This window comes from Rhizobium sp. BK008 (genome assembly GCF_014197345.1).
In the GTDB taxonomy this organism is placed as follows: domain Bacteria; phylum Pseudomonadota; class Alphaproteobacteria; order Rhizobiales; family Rhizobiaceae; genus Rhizobium; species Rhizobium anhuiense.
On the sequence record NZ_JACIFK010000004.1, the window covers coordinates 188,882 to 205,887 of the forward strand.

The 17,006-nt window shown below is 61.2% G+C and carries 18 protein-coding genes and 1 pseudogene; 9 read left to right on the top strand and 10 right to left on the bottom strand.

The genetic code is table 11. From position 1 onward, the window contains the following. The first annotated feature begins 140 nt into the window (after positions 1-140). Positions 141-2,054, top strand: coding sequence for an adenylate/guanylate cyclase domain-containing protein (locus FHT69_RS18740; RefSeq protein ID WP_028757031.1), 1,914 nt, complete (start codon positions 141-143; stop codon positions 2,052-2,054). A gap of 139 nt (positions 2,055-2,193) precedes the next feature. Then, positions 2,194-3,768, top strand: a complete 1,575-nt coding sequence (locus FHT69_RS18745) for a carboxylesterase/lipase family protein (protein WP_183905779.1) — start codon at positions 2,194-2,196, stop codon at positions 3,766-3,768. Between the two features lie 88 nt (positions 3,769-3,856). Here the strand turns inward: FHT69_RS18745 and FHT69_RS18750 are convergent, their stop codons facing one another. Continuing rightward, on the bottom strand, positions 3,857-4,738 hold the full coding sequence (locus FHT69_RS18750) for a LysR substrate-binding domain-containing protein (RefSeq protein WP_183904558.1): 882 nt from the start codon (positions 4,736-4,738) through the stop codon (positions 3,857-3,859). Positions 4,739-4,855: 117 nt separating this feature from the next. On the opposite strand from FHT69_RS18750, the gene FHT69_RS18755 reads away from it, so the two are divergent. Next, positions 4,856-5,560 carry an SDR family oxidoreductase gene (locus tag FHT69_RS18755; protein WP_063476699.1) on the top strand — a complete coding sequence of 235 codons (705 nt, stop codon included), beginning with the start codon at positions 4,856-4,858 and terminating at the stop codon, positions 5,558-5,560. Between the two features lie 93 nt (positions 5,561-5,653). Beyond that, complete coding sequence (locus FHT69_RS18760) at positions 5,654-6,223, top strand: pyridoxamine 5'-phosphate oxidase family protein (RefSeq protein ID WP_183905780.1); 570 nt, start codon at positions 5,654-5,656, stop codon at positions 6,221-6,223. Positions 6,224-6,266: 43 nt separating this feature from the next. Here FHT69_RS18760 and FHT69_RS18765 read toward each other — a convergent pair. The 3 genes and pseudogenes from FHT69_RS18765 to FHT69_RS18775 all read right to left on the bottom strand — a co-directional run. Beyond that, a pseudogene (locus FHT69_RS18765) lies at positions 6,267-6,785 on the bottom strand (dihydrofolate reductase family protein); the annotation flags it as partial. A 429-nt stretch (positions 6,786-7,214) separates the two neighbouring features. Continuing rightward, positions 7,215-7,592 (bottom strand): hypothetical protein, encoded by a 378-nt coding sequence (locus FHT69_RS18770; protein WP_097623269.1) that lies wholly within the window; start codon positions 7,590-7,592, stop codon positions 7,215-7,217. 280 nt (positions 7,593-7,872) lie between these two features. Further along, on the bottom strand, positions 7,873-8,250 hold the full coding sequence (locus tag FHT69_RS18775; RefSeq protein WP_183905782.1) for a hypothetical protein: 378 nt from the start codon (positions 8,248-8,250) through the stop codon (positions 7,873-7,875). 299 nt (positions 8,251-8,549) lie between these two features. Between FHT69_RS18775 and aac(6') the strand changes: the two genes are divergently transcribed. Next, positions 8,550-9,002 (top strand): aminoglycoside 6'-N-acetyltransferase, encoded by a 453-nt coding sequence (gene aac(6') / locus FHT69_RS18780; RefSeq protein WP_047614093.1) that lies wholly within the window; start codon positions 8,550-8,552, stop codon positions 9,000-9,002. A gap of 241 nt (positions 9,003-9,243) precedes the next feature. Here aac(6') and FHT69_RS18785 read toward each other — a convergent pair whose 3' ends face one another. Then, on the bottom strand, positions 9,244-9,642 hold the full coding sequence (locus tag FHT69_RS18785) for a VOC family protein (protein WP_183905783.1): 399 nt from the start codon (positions 9,640-9,642) through the stop codon (positions 9,244-9,246). Positions 9,643-9,730: 88 nt separating this feature from the next. Between FHT69_RS18785 and FHT69_RS18790 the strand changes: the two genes are divergently transcribed. Then, positions 9,731-10,441 (top strand): helix-turn-helix transcriptional regulator, encoded by a 711-nt coding sequence (locus tag FHT69_RS18790; RefSeq protein ID WP_183905784.1) that lies wholly within the window; start codon positions 9,731-9,733, stop codon positions 10,439-10,441. A gap of 362 nt (positions 10,442-10,803) precedes the next feature. After that, positions 10,804-12,594: an ABC transporter ATP-binding protein gene (locus tag FHT69_RS18795; RefSeq protein ID WP_183905785.1), complete on the top strand. Its 1,791-nt coding sequence runs from the start codon at positions 10,804-10,806 to the stop codon at positions 12,592-12,594. Between the two features lie 86 nt (positions 12,595-12,680). Here FHT69_RS18795 and FHT69_RS18800 read toward each other — a convergent pair whose 3' ends face one another. Beyond that, the gene (locus FHT69_RS18800; RefSeq protein WP_047614089.1) at positions 12,681-13,427 is read right to left on the bottom strand and encodes a glucose 1-dehydrogenase; all 747 of its coding nucleotides are present in this window, start codon (positions 13,425-13,427) and stop codon (positions 12,681-12,683) included. A 107-nt stretch (positions 13,428-13,534) separates the two neighbouring features. Between FHT69_RS18800 and FHT69_RS18805 the strand changes: the two genes are divergently transcribed. Further along, complete coding sequence (locus FHT69_RS18805; protein WP_047614087.1) at positions 13,535-13,891, top strand: ArsR/SmtB family transcription factor; 357 nt, start codon at positions 13,535-13,537, stop codon at positions 13,889-13,891. A 17-nt stretch (positions 13,892-13,908) separates the two neighbouring features. Here the strand turns inward: FHT69_RS18805 and FHT69_RS18810 are convergent, their stop codons facing one another. From FHT69_RS18810 to FHT69_RS18820, 3 genes are all read right to left on the bottom strand, one after another. After that, the gene (locus FHT69_RS18810) at positions 13,909-14,112 is read right to left on the bottom strand and encodes a cold-shock protein (protein ID WP_047614086.1); all 204 of its coding nucleotides are present in this window, start codon (positions 14,110-14,112) and stop codon (positions 13,909-13,911) included. Between the two features lie 152 nt (positions 14,113-14,264). Next, positions 14,265-14,738, bottom strand: a complete 474-nt coding sequence (locus FHT69_RS18815; protein WP_183905786.1) for a nucleoside deaminase — start codon at positions 14,736-14,738, stop codon at positions 14,265-14,267. A 128-nt stretch (positions 14,739-14,866) separates the two neighbouring features. After that, a complete protein-coding gene (locus FHT69_RS18820; protein ID WP_183905787.1) occupies positions 14,867-15,316 on the bottom strand; it encodes a VOC family protein in 450 nt (149 codons plus the stop codon). A 51-nt stretch (positions 15,317-15,367) separates the two neighbouring features. Between FHT69_RS18820 and FHT69_RS18825 the strand changes: the two genes are divergently transcribed. After that, positions 15,368-15,970: a TetR/AcrR family transcriptional regulator gene (locus FHT69_RS18825; RefSeq protein ID WP_183905788.1), complete on the top strand. Its 603-nt coding sequence runs from the start codon at positions 15,368-15,370 to the stop codon at positions 15,968-15,970. A 79-nt stretch (positions 15,971-16,049) separates the two neighbouring features. Here the strand turns inward: FHT69_RS18825 and FHT69_RS18830 are convergent, their stop codons facing one another. Next, positions 16,050-16,988: an AraC family transcriptional regulator gene (locus FHT69_RS18830; protein WP_183905789.1), complete on the bottom strand. Its 939-nt coding sequence runs from the start codon at positions 16,986-16,988 to the stop codon at positions 16,050-16,052. Positions 16,989-17,006 lie beyond the last annotated feature (18 nt).

Consider the following 17,006-nt stretch of genomic DNA (forward strand, 5'->3'; position numbering starts at 1 on the left):
CCGCGCAACCCCGCTGATCCCAATCGTTTTCGGCACTGACTTCACCGCCTTGTGCAAGCTTTCAAAAAGCAGTTAGCTTGAAATCGTTGGGAGTGCTCGTTCCTGCCCGGCAAGGCAGGAGAGCATTCGAGGGAAATCCCGTGGGCTGGTCCAAACCCTTAAGACTGCATCTCGGCGTCCTGGTCGTCGCATCGCTGCTGTGCACGTCGACGCCGATCATCTGGATGGCATTCAGCCACGGAAGCGACGCTGCGGTCAGCGCCGGCGCGAAGCAGATGCGCGAGATGAGCCTGCGGCTGATCGAGGGATATCGCAATACGCTGCAGGGAGGCATCGAGGCGGTCGCACTCGCATCGACCCTGCCGCAGCTCGCCTCCCCGCCGCCTCGGGATATCGACGCGAAACAGCAATTCTTTCTGGAGGTCCTGCGAAACGTCCCCAACGCGACGAGCATCTACACCGGCTATGCCGACGGCTCATACCTGCAGGTCATCAACACCGAAAGGCAGGACGTCCGCCGGACCCTCGCAACCCCGGATGGCACGGCTTTCGCGATCCGGACGATCGCCGGGAGACAGAGCGCCGACGTCATCTCGACGCTTCGCTTTCTCGACAGCCAGGCAAGAGAGATCGGCGAGCGCGACGTCGAAGTTGCATCCTTCGATCCTCGGCAACGCCCGTGGTATCAATCCGTCGTCCAGGACGGTTTGCCTGTCTCCGTCGGCCCCTATATCACCGGCACGCTCAATGTTCCGACGCTGACGATCGCCGCGCCGATGCGGAACGATGGTCAGGTGGTCGTCGGCATCAACATTCACCTGCAGACCATCAGCCGCCTGCTGGACACGCGCGAGATTTCGCCGCATGCCCGTGCTTACATCATCGATGGCAGCGGTGATCTCGTCGCGCATTCCGACCCCGATATCATGAAAAGGATCATCGGATTGTGGTCGAGGACATCGGGGGGCTTTGCCGCGAGTGCAAACAGCTTCGACGCGAGCCTTAAAACCGTGGCGAGGTTGCGGCAGGATCCGGCCTTTGCCGCCGGCGGCCTGGCGCGGGTCGATTTCGATGGCGAAAGCCATCTCGTGCAGCTCGCCCCCGTCAGCGTCTCCGGCCTGTTCCAGGGAAGCGTGGCCGCAATCGTCGTGCCGCTGGAGGACCTGGTGGCCGAGGCCAATCGGCTGCTCCTGCACAATCTCCTCATCGCCAGCGCCTTCGTGATAGCAGGTGTCGCCGCATCGGTGCTGCTGTCGCGCATGGTCAGCCGCTCCCTCTATCGTCTCGCCGACGAGGCGCGCAGGATCGGCGATCTCGACATCGGCGAAAAGCCCATGTCGCATTCCTGGATATCGGAGATCAACACGCTGGCGAGCGCGCTGGCGGCCAGCCGTCATGCCATCAGCCAGTTTGCCCTCTATGTTCCGCGTGAAGTCGTCCGGCGGATCATCGATCCCGAGGCAAGAACGCTCGTCAAGGCGAAGCGGCAGGATGTGACGGTGCTGTTCACCGACATCAGAGACTTCACCACCATCTCCGAGCTCAACTCACCCGAGGATGTGGTCGATACGCTGTCGGCCTATTTCGAACTCCTGAACACCATCGCCGAGCGCCATGGCGGCACCGTCGTGCAATATCTCGGCGATTCCATTTTCGTCATGTGGAACGCCCCTGTTCCAGATGCCGGACATGCCGAAAACGGCTGCCGATGCGCGCTTGCCATGAAAGCGGCGGTGGACGGCCTGAACGAAGCCAATCGCTTGAACGGCCGCCCCGAACTCTTCACCCGCTTTGGCTTGCACACCGGCCCGGCGGTCGTCGGCAGCTTCGGCGCGATCTCGCGTCAGCAGTACACGGCCATGGGCGATACGATCAATGTCGCCTCACGCCTGGAAGGATTGAACAAGGACTTCAACACCTCGATCCTGGTGAGTGCAGCCATACACGACACTGTGGCCGATCGCTTCGAGCTTCGCCCGCTCGGCCTGGTGCAGATCAAGGGACGGGCCGAGAAGGTCGATATATGGGAGCTTGTCGGGGGTATCGGCGAATGAAGCGTGGCGCGAGCCTTCAGGGCTGAAGGCGATACCGACGATGCCTGCCGCTCCCGGACTTTGGTCGACGTCGGATGGACGCTGTTCGATGCCGTTCTATCGGAGTATTTTACCCTGAACCTGGCGGTTGGAGGGTGCAGTGTTTGTGAAACGCAGTCACAAGTTTCTGCTCTTTTTCGCGGTCGCATCCTGTCAGATGACTTTCGCGCCACGCTTGGGTGCGGCGGACGACACCGTTACAATCGACAGCGGAACTCTGAAGGGTGAGAGGTCGGGCTCAGTCGTCAGCTTCAAAGGCATTCCTTATGCGGCGCCACCGGTCGGTGATCTGAGATGGCGAAATCCCCGACCGATGAAGCCCTGGAGCGGGACCAGGGATGCCCGCGATTTCGGTCCGTCCTGCATGCAGACCGACGACCTGCCGAAGTCGGAGGATTGTTTGACGCTCAATGTCTGGACACCCGCCAAGCGCTCCAAAACACCGCTCCCGGTGATGGTCTGGATTTACGGCGGCGCTCTTGTTCATGGAAACACCCCTCAATATCCCGGTGGTCAGCTGGCCGCCCGCAGAGTCGTGTTCGTCAGCATGAACTACCGCATGGGGCGGCTCGGCTATTTTGCCCATCCGGCGCTGATAAAGGAATCCCCCGACGAGCCCGTCGGCAACTATGGCTACATGGATCAGCTTGCAGCCTTGAAATGGGTCCAGCAAAATATCGAAGCCTTCGGCGGCGATCCGAAGAAAGTGACGATCTTCGGCGAGTCGGCCGGTGGCGGCTCAGTGACGGCGCACATGATATCGCCGTTATCACGGGGGCTTTTCCGCGGCGCCATTCTCCAGTCACCGGGTCTCCCGACCGCGCGTGCGCAGAGCACTCCCTTGTCACCGTTGAAAGAAGCAGAGAAAACCGCCTTGGACTATGCGGCTTCTCTTGGCATCAATGGTCGCGATGCCGACGCTCTCAAGGCCCTTCGGGCGCTGCCTGCGGAAAAACTGACCGAAGGCGCATCGGCACCAGAGGTGATGGCGGGAATGTCGACAGGCAAGCCGGTCATCGGCATCTCCGGCTCGATTCTTGACGGACGGTTTTTGCTCGAAACGCCGGAAGCGGCTTTTGCGGCAGGCCGTCAAGCGCCGGTTCCGGTCATCGTCGGGGCAAATAGTCGTGATCTCGGTATCGGTGAGGCCGCGACGAAAGACGATCTCTTCGCCCTGTTCGGCAACCATGCGGCCGAAGCCCGGACGCTCTATGATCCCACAGGCCAAGAGGCCCTCGATGAGTTGACGCAGCAGGTTCTGGCCGACAAAACGCTTGTCGAACCGTCTCGCCATCTCGCTGACGAGATGATCCGCGCGGGTCAACTGACGTGGTGGTATCGTTTCTCCTATGTCGCCGAGGCTCTCCGCAACGATCCGACATGGAAAGGCACTCTGCACGGCTTCGAAATTCCCTATACGCTCAACATCCCAAACGCCCTGGTGAAAGACAAGGTTACACCGGCCGACTGGGCCATGGCCACATTGGCGAGTGCCTACTGGGTTCAATTTGCAACGAGCGGTGACCCCAATGGCGGCTCATGGCCAAGATGGCCTCACCACGACCCATCCGTCGGCAGGGTCTTCGACTTCACCAATCGCGGCGCGACGTTCGGAGCCGATACGCTGAAACCCAGGCTCGACCTCTGGCAAAGATACTGGGAGGAAAAGAAATGACGGGGTTGGTGCCTGTCGCCTGGTGTGTTGCCTTCCCCATGCGGCCGCTTCCCGAACATGTGGCGACTGACGGAAGATGAGCAGACAGTCAGCCCTGCACCTCCGACCATAGCCAATCCTGAAGCTTGTCCACCGCTTCCGACTTCCGGTAGCGCGGCTTCACCAGATAGAAGCCCGCCCGCGCTCTGAGCACGCCATCGAAGACCTGCCGCAGCCTGCCTGCCTCGATATCGGTCGAGACGAAAGCCCGGGTCGCCATGGCGATGCCTTGTCCGGCGATCGCGGCTTCGATCGCGTGCGATGTCTGCGAGAAGCTGATGCCGCGAAACAGCGTGGGATCGCCGCCGCCGAGGAAGCGGTCGATATATTCCGGCCAGAAATTGTGCACGTCGTGCAGCAGGGTGTGGCGCGTGAGTTCACCGGCATTGTGCGGCTCGCGGCCTGCCGGGACGAGGCCCGGATTGCAGACCGCAATGATGTCCTGCTCGAACAGCAGCTCGGCGGCAAGGCCGGGACCGAAGGGCGGCGTGCCGTAGCGGACAGCGAGATCGACGCCATCCGTCTGGAAGCTGGAGATTCGATCGGTGGCGAGGATGTGCAGGTCGTGGCCGGGATGTTTGGCGGTAAAGTCCGGCAGGCGCGGTATCAGCCATTTCGAGGCGAAGGTCGGCGTCGTGCTGACGGTCAGTTTCACCGGCTGCGGCTTCAGGTTGGCGGTGGCATTGGCAAGCAGTTCGAAGGCGCGCCTGACGTCGGCGACATAGCTGCGCCCCTCGCCCGTCAGCGCCAAGGATTTCGGCAGGCGCTCGAACAAGGTCACCCCGAGTTCCGCCTCCAGCCCGCGCACATGCTGGGCGACCGCGCCCTGCGTCACGCCGAGTTCTTCGGCGGCGAGCCGGAAGTTCAGATGCCGCGCCGCCACATCGAAGGCCCTGAGAGCGTTGAGGGATGGGAGATTGCCGATGGACATTCGATAGTTTTTCTACAGGGATATTTCAGGAAAACTGGTTCGCTCTCATTGAAGGCGCATGGTATTCGAAGGATCAAGGCCCGGCAATGGGCGTAAAATCGAGCAGGGATGGCGACGATGGCAGTAGAAAAGGTAGCGATCATTACGGCTGGCGGCAGCGGCATGGGTGCGGAGGCGGCAAGGCGGCTGGCGGCCGACGGCTTCAAGGTGGCCATCCTGTCCTCGTCGGGCAAGGGCGAGGCGCTGGCCAACGAACTGGGCGGCATCGGCGTGACCGGCTCGAACCAGTCCAACGACGACCTCAAGCGCCTGGTCGACGCCTGCATGGAAAAGTGGGGCCGGATCGACGCCCTCGTCAACAGCGCCGGTCACGGGCCCCGTGCACCGATCACCGAGATCACCGACGAACAGTGGCATACCGGCCTCGACATCTATCTGATGAACGTCATCCGTTCGGTTCGCCTGGTCACGCCGATCATGCAGGCGCAGAAGTCGGGCGCGATCGTCAACATCTCCACCGCCTGGGTGGCCGAACCGTCGGCAATGTTCCCGACCTCGGCCGTCTTCCGCGCCGGACTTGCCGCCTACACCAAGATTTACGCCGATACTTTTGCGGGCGACGGCATTCGTATCAACAACGTGCTGCCGGGCTGGATCGACAGCCTGCCGGCGACGGAGGAGCGCCGCGACAGCGTGCCGATGAAGCGCTACGGCACCAGCGCCGAAGTGGCCGCGACGATTTCCTTCCTCGTTTCCGAAGGGGCGGGTTATATCACCGGCCAGAGCCTCAAGATTGACGGCGGCCTGACCCGGTCTGTCTGATCGGGATCGCTTTCAACGCTGGGGGAGAACAGCGATGTGCTGCTGGATCGTCAAAGACGGCGAGACAAGGAATGCCAAGGCGGAGGCGGCACGGTGACCCTCGCCGAGGTCGATGCATCGGCCTGGGCCGAACTCGAAGGCGCGACTGCCGATCCGCAGTCGGCCTTCCGCTACCTGAACCTGTGTTCGGTCGATGCCGGCGGCCGGCCGCAGGCCCGCATGGTCGTGCTGCGGCGCGCGGATGCGGCGCGGCGCAGCCTGGAAATCCATACGGATGTCAGAAGCCCGAAATGGCAGGAAATATCGGCCAACCCTTCGGTCGCCATCCTCGGCTTCGGCCCGCAGCCAAGGGTGCAGCTTCGCCTTCAGGGATCGGCCGAACTCTATGGACCGGCAAGCCAACGCGCGGCCGAGGCCTGGAGCCTGCTGCCGCCATCGACACGCAGGACCTATATGGGCGGGCCGCCGGGCGACGACATCGAGGAGTGGCCTGCGAGCGAGGGTACGGTCGCAGACGCCGACGGACGGGCCTTCTTCGGCGTGCTGATATTCCGGGCCGAGACGCTCGACTGGTTCCAGCTGCGCCATGCCGACAACCGGCGCGCGGTCTTTGCCTATGACAATCTCGGCGCCCTCACCTCCTCGCGCTGGGTCCACCCCTGACCCGATCGGATTTCCATCCGGCAAGCCGGGCGATCAGGCAGGCGTAGGTCAAGCGGATCACATTCTCGTCGATCCGATCATGGGCTACAAGGCGAAGCGGCGGCCGCGGTGCGGCGAAATAGGGCGTACCGTGACCAAGCACGACGGGGTGCAGGTAGATCTGATACTCATCGATCAAGCCGAGTTCGGTCAGGCTTCGCGCCAGGTTCGGGCCGGCAACTTCGATCTCCCCGTCGCGCTCGGCCTTCAACTTGCGGATCGCGGTCTCGAGATCACCCGTAACAAGCGTGGCGTTGGGGCCGACAGGCGTCAGCGAGCGTGAGACCACCCATTTTGGCTGCTTCCGCCACGCTTGCGCGAAGGCTTGTTCGTCTGCACCCCATTCAGGCTGATCGTCGTCCCAGTAACGCATGATCTCATACATTCGGCGGCCATAGACACTGCCCGCCAGCCGCTCGGTCCCCTCGATGAAGTGGCGAAAGAGCGTCGGGCTTGGCCCAAATTCCGTATGATCGACGTAGCCGTCCAGCGACTGGTTCATTCCGAACACGAGCTTAGCCATGCCACTTCCTTTCCTTAAAGGGCACATCCGCGCATGCGGTAAAATAGCTCGACTGATTTCAAATTGCAATTGGTTTGCGATCCGCACGAACGCTCGCCTCGCTCTCAGGACGGCTATGCCCAGGGTCGGGAACCGCTGAAGCATCGCGGCGGGTTTGCAGTTGTGCCTTACGACGAAGGAGCGGCGACGTTGACGCAATGACGCGCGTGTTACTGAGCATTGGCCCGCTTGGAAATTGCTCGTGAGAACCCCGCGATCAAGTTGGCGGCTGAACCCAAATTGCGCGAAGCACTCGCGGGCCTTGGCCACCCGGCTAGCGCAACACCGGTCGCCTCGATATGGATCGGAACAGCGAGAGCCTAAAACCTTTCTGAGTCAGTCGGACTATGCCCGTGACTGCTTCGAGCCGTCGTCAATTTTGCGGGGCAGTTAAAACCACGCGCCCCCGGCGGGGTCGAAAGTCCAACACTTGCCGACCAGGCGACGTACCTCAGGCTGCACAAAACCGATGAGATTTGTGATCAAGCCAGGATCGGCTTTCATCTCCCATGACAGTTCGATACGCTGATTGCAGAGTGCAATTTCGCTGCTGTCCTTATGAGGGAAAAATTCCGCAATCTCTTGGGATTCAATCAGCACGTCGCTCTCGCTGGCCAATTGAACGTCCAGTTCAACCGGTGCACCGAATTTCAAGTGGTCCGGAGCGACCTGCCTAAGGGGTTCACGGTACTGGGCAAGCGCGGCTTGTAGCGCAGTCAAATCGTCAAAGCCGTCACGGAAAAGGATTAGCAAAGAGAGAAGTTGCATTCATGAACCTCGGTACAAAATTCGAAAATTCCAATAACGATAACGGTCTGTTTGCAGGCCGGTCAGCCGCCCTGCCGTCGAAGCCGCAAGTGAATCACGGTTTACAACGCGCCCTGAGGCGAATGGTATCGACCAACTGGCCCTCCGTTCGATGCCCATAGACACCAACCATCATAATCGATGCCACAATAGTGGTGTTATCATCGATGTGATCATGCTCCGCCTGACCTTTCGATGCTTTAGGGACGGCCCGCCACCAGGGTCTCTCACGCAGAGATTTCTACGCCCGATTTCTGGGCCGGTTCGCTCGCTCTGGAAAGAATGAGTTACAGAGGCGCAGCATAATCCGAGTCCTGTTTGGCGTACTCTGCAATTCATTATCAATGCCATCCCGTTTTTGGACTCGCCTATCGGCGTCCTCCGGAGACTTTCCAATCTCAACAAGGTCATTCTTTCCTTTTTGGTACAGAAAGTCCGCCTCTAGGGTGTGAAGGGCTTCGGCGACCGTATCACCTGTTTTCCCGTAGGTTTCGGCCAGCTTCATATGGACGGCCGTACAATAGAAGAATTGATATTTGGGAAAACGACGCTTGTGTTCTTGCGCGGTCGAAACAGTTGGCAAGATAATCAGAAATACTGCAATCAACCGAAATTTCATGTCGACTCTCGACGGACACCGGACGCGATCGATATCACATACTCAGCGCCCCGTGCCCGAACTTGTCGGTTGAACCTTAACTTTCGGTTGCGACTGATGACCGCTTCGGGGCCGATAGCGGCCCCGCGATCATCAATGACTGCGTAGCTGTGCTTTTATGCAAGAGCTTCGTCCCGGCCGGAATGCGCCAATGCCGGACATTGCCGGCATTGCAAAACCGTCTATTCTGCGACGTTGCAAAAGTCAGGAAAACAACTGTCGCTTTAATCGGGAATTTCGCGACAAAAGAGAACCTCACTATGGAATCGATTATCGCGATTGGGACCATAAAAGATGTTGAGCCGTGGGCGGAACTTCGCGTTGCGCTGTGGCCGCATCACTCGCTCGAATATCATCGCGCTGAGTTGGGCCTGGCGTTTCTTTCAGAAAGTGGAGACGCCGTCGCGTTCATCGCTCGAAATGCTGCGAATGAAGCTGTCGGGTTTGCTGAGGCCACTTTGCGACGTGATTATGTGAATGGATGCAGCAGTTCGCCCGTTCTATTCCTCGAAGGGATTTATATCAGGCCCGTTGACAGGCGAAAGGGTATCGCACGGCTGCTTTGCAATGCCGTTGCCGATTGGGGTAAGTCGCTTGGGTGTGTTGAGTTTGGCTCTGACGCGCCGATAGAGAATTCCGCCAGCCATGCGCTCCATACCGCATTAGGATTTGAGGAGACACAGCGCGTCGTGTTCTTCCGAAAGCCACTATAGGCCGGAGTTGCCCTTCCACGGGATGGTTCGCCGCACAAATCCTGGCTTATGCGATACTCCGGTCTTTCCCGCGTTCAAGGATGCTCGCCGCAAAACTCTAAAAGTTGGAGTTTCGCGGCGGATTTTTGCGACGGCCCATGACCGGTTCGGGCCGGAAGCAGCCGACGCGCCGCGCTGGTTGCGGTCGTCTGCGGGCGGAACTTCCTCAAACAAAAGCTCCGGCCCCATCAGCGTCGGCCGATCAACGGCCGGCGAAACGGCGTCTCACGGCGTCGGTGACGGGTGTATAGAGGGCGACGCGTGTGCCCTCGGGATCGGAAATCTGCATCGTCCGGTTGCCCCATGGCAAATCCTTGGGTGCGTGCACGACCGTGACCTGGTCCTTGAGCCGCGCGAATTCCGCATCGACGTCCGAGACCATGAACTCGAGAATGGCTGTCCTGTTGGCGCCGGGCTCCGCACTGCCCTCGCTGAACAAGGCCACGGTTTGCGCGCTGCCGATTGCGAGGCTCGCGCCGGGGGTGACGATCTCGGCGAAGACGGGTGCAAGCCAGTCGGCGCGGCAGCCCGTCACCAGCTCATAAAAGGCCACCATGCCTGTGATATCCGCGGCAATAAGGCGGGTGGATGCGAACTTCATGATCTTCTCCTTGGCTGTGCGGCGTCTCTTTCCTTGCTTTTGTGCCATAGCCGTGCTGACAGCGTTGTGGCAGCAGGAGTCATCAGGCATGCGAAAAGCGGATCGGCTTTTTCAGATCATCCAGATTCTTCGACGGTCGAGCCGCCCGGTGACCTCGTCCGAGCTTGCGGGGGAACTCGAGGTCGCGCGGCGAACCGTCTACCGCGATATCGCACACCTGATGGCCCAGCTTGTTCCGATCGAGGGCGAAGCGGGGTTCGGCTACGTCCTCGATCGCCGATATGACATGCCGCCCCTGATGCTGACGCCCGACGAGATCGAGGCCGTCGTGCTCGGCGTTCAAATGGTGGCAAGGTTGAATGACGCGGCCATGCGGAATGCCGCCGGCGATGTGATGGCGAAGATCACATCGGTCATGCCGCAGGATCTTCTTCCCTATATTGACCAACCTGCCGTCGGCATCAAACCGGATGATGTCGTCGGCGGCGATGCGACACGCGATACGCGTCCGCTGAGGTTGGCGATCAGGGAGGGCCGCAAGCTCGAACTCGACTATCGCGCGGCGGATGGAACGATCACCCGCCGCATCGTCTGGCCTGTGCTTCTCGGCTATGACAACACGCACAGCCTGTTGATCGCGTGGTGCCAATCGAAACAAGCCTTCCGCCATTTCCGCACCGAACGGATTCTCAAAGTCGAGATTCTCAATGAAGCCATCGGCATGTCCCGGAGCAAGCTGAGGCAGCAATGGCAGCAGTGGCGCGATGCCGAAATGCGGAAATCCCGTGGGGCGCAGTGATCGTTGCGCGTATCTATGACCTTTTCCCAGTCCCCCAATTGTGTCGTTTGCGCATCACTTTCCGTAAGGTTGTAAAAACCCGCTTGGCAACGGCAATCTCATTCGCTACAAAATGGTCACCGTTTCAGATCGAACACAAGGGAGGCGTTGCATGACACTAGCAATCATCGAAGTCTTCCCGTGCGGAATGTCCCGACAGTAGGTCATTTCCATTCGCGGCCCGCCTTAAGCGCGCGCCATGCGGTTTCACTTCCCTCACAGCCCAATTTGATCTGACGGGATCAGTTTGTCTCCCGTTTGGGCTGTGCCATCCAACTCTCTATTTTGAGGACCGGCCGCCGAAACGGGGCCGAGCGATTAAAATGACTCGCAAGAAGCTCGATTTCCGCGCCGATGCTTATCGCCATGTGCTCGGCTTTGTTTTCCATCATTGGCGCCACCGGCCTGTCCTGGTGGGCGCGATCATCGTGCTGGTGATTGCAAGCACGCTGGCCGAAGTCATGGTGCCGGTTTTCTCCGGCCGGATCGTCGATGCCATTGCCGGCGGCAATGCGGCGGATGGTGCGCTCAGCGCCTTCGTCATCGTCGTGGCGCTCGGCCTGACCAGCGTGGCGCTGCGCTGGTTCATCTTCAACGGCATCATCCGGCTGACGCTGCGCACCATGGCGGATGTGGTCAATGACGGCTTCCACAAGGTGCAGCGGTTCTCCACCGACTGGCACGCCAACAGCTTTGCCGGTTCGACGGTGCGCAAGATCACCCGCGGCATGTGGGCGCTCGACGCGCTCAACGACCTGCTGCTGGTCGCCCTGCTGCCGTCCATCGTCATGCTGGTCGGCGCCAGCATCGTGCTCGGCAGCTATTGGCCGGTCATGGGCCTGATCGTCGCTGTCGGGTCGCTCGTCTATATCGGCGTGACCGTGGCGCTTTCCATGGGTTTCGTGTCGCCGGCGGCAAGGCTTGCCAATGCCTGGGACACCAAGCTCGGCGGTGCGCTGGCCGATGCCATCAGCTGCAATGCGGTGGTCAAGGCCTTCGGCGCCGAGAGCCGCGAAGAGCGGCGGCTGAGCCATGTGCTCGCCAGATGGGACAGCCGCACGCGGCGGACATGGAAGCGCGGCACATTGAGCGGCACGATCCAGGGCTTCATGATGGTTTCCATGCAGGCCGGCATTTTGGGAACGGGCCTGGTGATGTGGCAAAAGGGGCTGGCGACACCAGGCGACATCACCTTCGTGCTGGCGATGTTCTTCGTTCTGCAAGGCTATCTGCGCAATGTCGGCCAGGACATCCGCAACCTGCAGCGTGCCGTCAACGATATGGAAGAGCTGGTGCTGCTCGACAAGATGCCGCTTGGCATCGAGGACAGGCCGAACGCCACGCCGATCAGGATTGGCGAGGGCGAGATCGTCTTCGATCGCGTCACCTTCCAGTATGGCGCGCATCCCACTCCGCTTTATGAGGACTTTTCGGTCACCATCAAGCCGGGTGAGCGCGTCGGTCTGGTGGGGCATTCGGGCTCGGGCAAGACGACCTTCGTCAAGCTCATCCAGCGCCTCTTCGACGTGAAGTCGGGTGCGATCCGCATCGACGGGCAGGATATATCAGGGGTCAGGCAATCCAGCCTGCGCGGCCAGATCGCCATCGTGCAGCAGGAGCCCATCCTGTTCCACCGCACGCTGGCGGAAAACATCGCCTATTCCAGGCCGAACGCCTCGCGGCGCGAGATCGAGCAGGCGGCGAAACAGGCGAGCGCCCACGACTTCATCATGGACCTGCCCAAGGGCTATGAGACGATGGTGGGGGAACGCGGCGTCAAACTGTCGGGCGGCGAACGGCAGCGTGTCGCCATTGCCCGGGCCTTCCTGGCCGATGCACCGGTGCTGATCCTGGACGAGGCGACCTCGAGCCTCGACAGCGAAAGCGAAGTGCAGATCCAGCAGGCCATGGAACGGCTGATGCACGGCCGCACCACGCTTGTCATCGCCCACCGGCTGTCGACGGTCAGGGCGCTGGACCGGCTGCTGGTCTTCGACAAGGGCAAGATTGTCGAAGAGGGCGACCATCAGGCGCTGATCCGGCTCAAGGACGGCATCTATCGCCGGCTGTTCGAGCGGCAGGCGCTGGAACTGACCAAGGGCCTGGTGGCCTGAACCGAAACGCCAGAGCGATGCTCTGGCGTTTCCTTTCTGCATTGGTGTCGGCGTGCGCCATCACTGCGCACGCGGGCATTGGACGATCAGCGAAAACCGCCGCTGGCGGCCAAGCGCTCGCCGGTCAGCCAGCGGGCATCGTCGGAAGCGAGGAAGACCGCGACGCCGGCGATATCGTCCGGCTGGCCGGTACGGCCGAGCGGCGTCTGGGCCACCAAGGTCTGCTCGAAATCCGAGCCGATGACGCCGGCGGTGTGCGTACCTTCGGTCTCCACGATCCCGGGCAGGATGGCGTTGACCCGGATCTTGCGCGGGCCGAGCTCCTTGGCAAGCACGCTGTTGATGCCCTCCACGGCGCCCTTCGTGCCCGTGTAGACCGAAGAGGCCGGCGGCGCCAGGCTGGTGACCACCGACGAGATGTTGATGATGCTGCCGCCCTCGCCGAGATGCTTGGCCGCGGCCTGGGAGGTCAGCAGAACGCCCAGAACATTCACGTCGAAGATGCGCCGATACTGCTCCTCGGTCACCTCTTCGATCGGCGCGAATTCATAGACGCCGGAGTTGTTGACCAGCACGTCGAGCTTGCCGAACTGCTTGACCGCAGCATCGACCAGTCCCTGTGCCTGTTCGGCTTTCGAAACATCGCCCTGGACCGCGATGGCCTTGCCGCCGGCCGCGTGGATCGCCTCAACCACGGCGTCCGCTCCGGCCTTGCTCGAAGCGTAATTCACCACCACCTGTGCACCCTCTGCCGCAAAAGCCTTGGCAATCGCAGCGCCGATCCCTTTGGAGGCGCCGGTGACCACGGCAACCTTTCCCGTGAGCTTAGCCATATCGAATTCCTTTTGACTCGGACGGCCGTCGGGAGTGGCGGCCTTGTTCCGTAGTTCAGAAATTCGGAACTATTGATCTTGATGTCAAGTGCGGCTATATAAAATTTATGCGACCGCTCTTTCACCCAGCATTAGAGGACATCCGGCCCGAAGCGATTCTCTATGCGCTTGCCGATCCGGAGCGCGCCGCAATTTTCGCGCAGCTTGCCGGTGCTGCCTGCGGCAGGACGTGTTCTGCCCTCGCGGAGTTCGGGGAGCGCGTCATCCCGAAGTCGTCGCTGTCGAATCATTTCAAGGTATTGCGGGAGTCGGGGCTGATCGTCAGCGAGCGCCAGGGTGTGGAGATGCTCAATCAAACCCGCTGCGCGGAGCTCGACGAACGCTTCCCGGGCCTGATCAAGGCCATTCTGACCGCTTACGGCCAGTTTCCCGGGCAGTTGAAGGGGCGAACGCCCCCTCAATAGTCGGCATTGCCGCCCGGTCAGAGGACCGAGACGTTCTCAGCCTTGGACTTGCCGGTCTTGCGGTCCTGTCCGACCTCGAAGCTGACCTTATCGCCTTCGCGGAGCGAACCGCCGCGTTGCAGGGCAGAGACGTGAACAAACACATCCTGTCCGCCACCCTCAGGCGTGATGAAGCCGAAGCCCTTGTCGTCGTTGAAGAATTTAACCGTACCCGTTGGCATAAGAGCCTCCTGTTTCGTTCGTCCGGATTGCGAAGCGGACGCTACAGCGCCAGCGCTCGACTATCAATGGCGAGCATGCAGATCACTGCTATCTGGGCTTCAATTGTGCCCATGATTGTGACCGAGAGAGCGCGTCAAAGGACGCAAGCGCTCTAAGCCTTGCCCAGATGCTTCGGCCAGAATTGCTGATGGACTTCGGCGGCTTCGTTTTCGAGGTTCGTCGGGCCAACCACGGTGACGTTGCGCGCGCCGGTTTGCAGCACCGCCCGGCTCGGCACGTTCAAGCCGATCCCGGCGATCTCGCCAAGCCGTGTTTCCGAGCAGGCAAACACCATGCGCCCGATGCCCGACCAGTAAATCGCCCCGGAGCACATCGCGCAGGGCTCGGTGCTGGTGTAGAGCGTGCAGTCAGCGAGAAACGCCGTGTCGTAGTGCTGTGCGGCCAGTTTAACCAGGTTCATCTCGGCATGGTTCGTCATATCGTGGCCGGTGAAGACGCTGTTTTCGGCGCGCAGGATGACTTCGCCGTCCTTCACCAGCACCGAGCCAAATGGTTCGTCGCCGCCTTCCATCGCGGATTTCGAGAGCGCGATCGCCTCGCGTAAATACGGCTCGTGGTTTTCCATCAGGGTCCCCCCGCTAGAGCGAGATGATCTTGTCTTGAATCGGTGGGATTTCCAAGGCCGCAAATCAGATTCAAGTTGGCGATCTCTAGCCACAACCGTCATTTTCTCTCATCTCGTCGCGGCGGCGCTCACGCCGACATGTCCTCGCTCCAGCGGCGTTGCATCTCCTCGGGCGTGACCTGCTCGATGGTTTGCGACAACATCCAGCGATGACCGAAGGGATCAAGCACCTGCGCCACCCGCTCGCCAAAACTCTGGTCGGTCGCCGGGCGCAACATCGTCGCCCCGGCCGACAGCGCCTGCGCCAGTGCGGCGTCGGTCGACATCGTGTCCATGTGGAAAGTCACCGGCGAGCCTCCGACGGTATCGGGAGACAGGGCGCCGAAGTCCGGATATTCGTCCGCCAACATCATCAGCGTCTCTCCGAAACGCAGCTCGGCATGGCCGATCCGCCCGTCCGAGGGATCGGTCATGCGGAAGACCTCCGTGGCGCCGAAAGCCTCCTTGTAGAAGTCGATGGCGCGTGCCGCATCCTTGACGATGAAGTAGGCGCTCACTTTTCGGGCAAAACTCGGCATGGATGATCCTCCTTGACTGGTTTCTTTAATAACGTTACGTATCGTAATGATATGAGTCAAGAGCGTAGTGCAACACCTAGGAAAAGAGGGCGGCCGCCAAGCGCTGCCGCGCAGAGGCGCGCCCTGGAGGCCGCCCATGAAATCCTGATGGCCGAAGGTTTCGGCCGCATGACGATCGAAGCCGTGGCGGCGCGGTCCGGTGTCGGCAAGCCGACGATCTATCGCTCCTGGGCCAATGCGCAGGAACTGGCGATGGCCGCACTTCTGGTCAACCGGCTCCCGGAAGCCGAGGTTGGCGGGGCCACGGCACAGGTGGCTCTCGGCGCGCAGATGAGCGGACTGGTGACGGCCTTTGCGAGCACGCGCGGGCGGCAGATCACCATGGCACTTGCGGCCGCCGATCCGGAAAGCGAATTCACCAAGGCCTTCCGCAATCAGGTGATCCTGTCGAGCCGCAACGCCGGTCGTGTCATCCTGGAGCAGGCTCTGGCTCGCGGAGAGATCGTGGCGCCGCCTGATATGGAGGCGCTGCTCGACATGATCTACGGACCGGTCTTCTTCCGGCTGCTGGTCGGCCATCGCCCGGTCTCGCCGGAGTTCGGCGATGCGATCGTCAAGACCGCGTTGCGGGCCGTTGCTCCGTCGGGCACGTGAAATCCTCACATCGCCATCGGCGGCGCCAGTATCCCGCCTGCCGGCTGACCGCCGCTGCGCAGGCGGCCGACCAAACGAGCTAGCCGCGATCGTCACCCGGCTCGCCGAGGTGGCGCTGGACCCACTTGATCTCTTCCGAGGCGGTGCGCCCGAAATGCCGTTTGAAGTCGCGGCTGAACTGCGCCGGGCTGGCGTAGCCGACCGAAGCCGCGACCTCGGCGATCGTTCTCGTCCGGCGCGCGATCATCAATCTTGCTTCGTGAAGCCGCATCGCTTTGACATATTGCATTGGGCTGTTGCCGGTCAGATCCTTGAAATGGACATGATAGGAGGGAACGCTCATGCCCACCTCTCTTGCCAGATCGGTGACGGCAATCTCCAGGCCATAGTTTTCCCGCAACCAGGCCAGGCTCCGGATGATCTTTCCGGATCTGCCTTTCTGCTGGAGGGCGGCGATCATTGCGCCGCCTTGCGGACCGACCAGGACCCGATAATGCAGTTCGCGCAGAAGGCCGGCGCCAAGCACGGCAATCTCAACGCTGCTGCGTAGCGCCGTCAGCAGGCGCAGCAGGACATCCTCGATATCGCCATCCATCCTGCTCGACACGAGGCTTCTCGGCTCGTCGCCCGGCAGTTCGGCATGCTGTTCCACCTGCAGCGCGATCTCGGCTGCCATCTGCATATCGAACTCGACATAGACCGCCAGCAATGGCCGCTCGGGACTGGCCGTCGACGTCATCCGAAATGGGACAGGCAGCGACACCGCCAGATAATGCTCCTCGTCATAGAGGAAGACCTCGCCTTCGAGGATGCCTTGCTTGCTGCCCTGCAAGACGAAAACCGCGCCGGGCTTATAGAGCACCGGGATGTCGTGGAGCACGGCTTCGGTGCGCAAGATGCGGACGGAATTGAGCGCGGTCGGATTGTATCCGTGACGCGGCGCGAGGCCTCCGGCCAACGCGACGATCTCTCGCCGCTTCGACCGGTCGCGATCGCCTGACATAGAATTTGGCAACATATTCAGAGAATCCGCCAT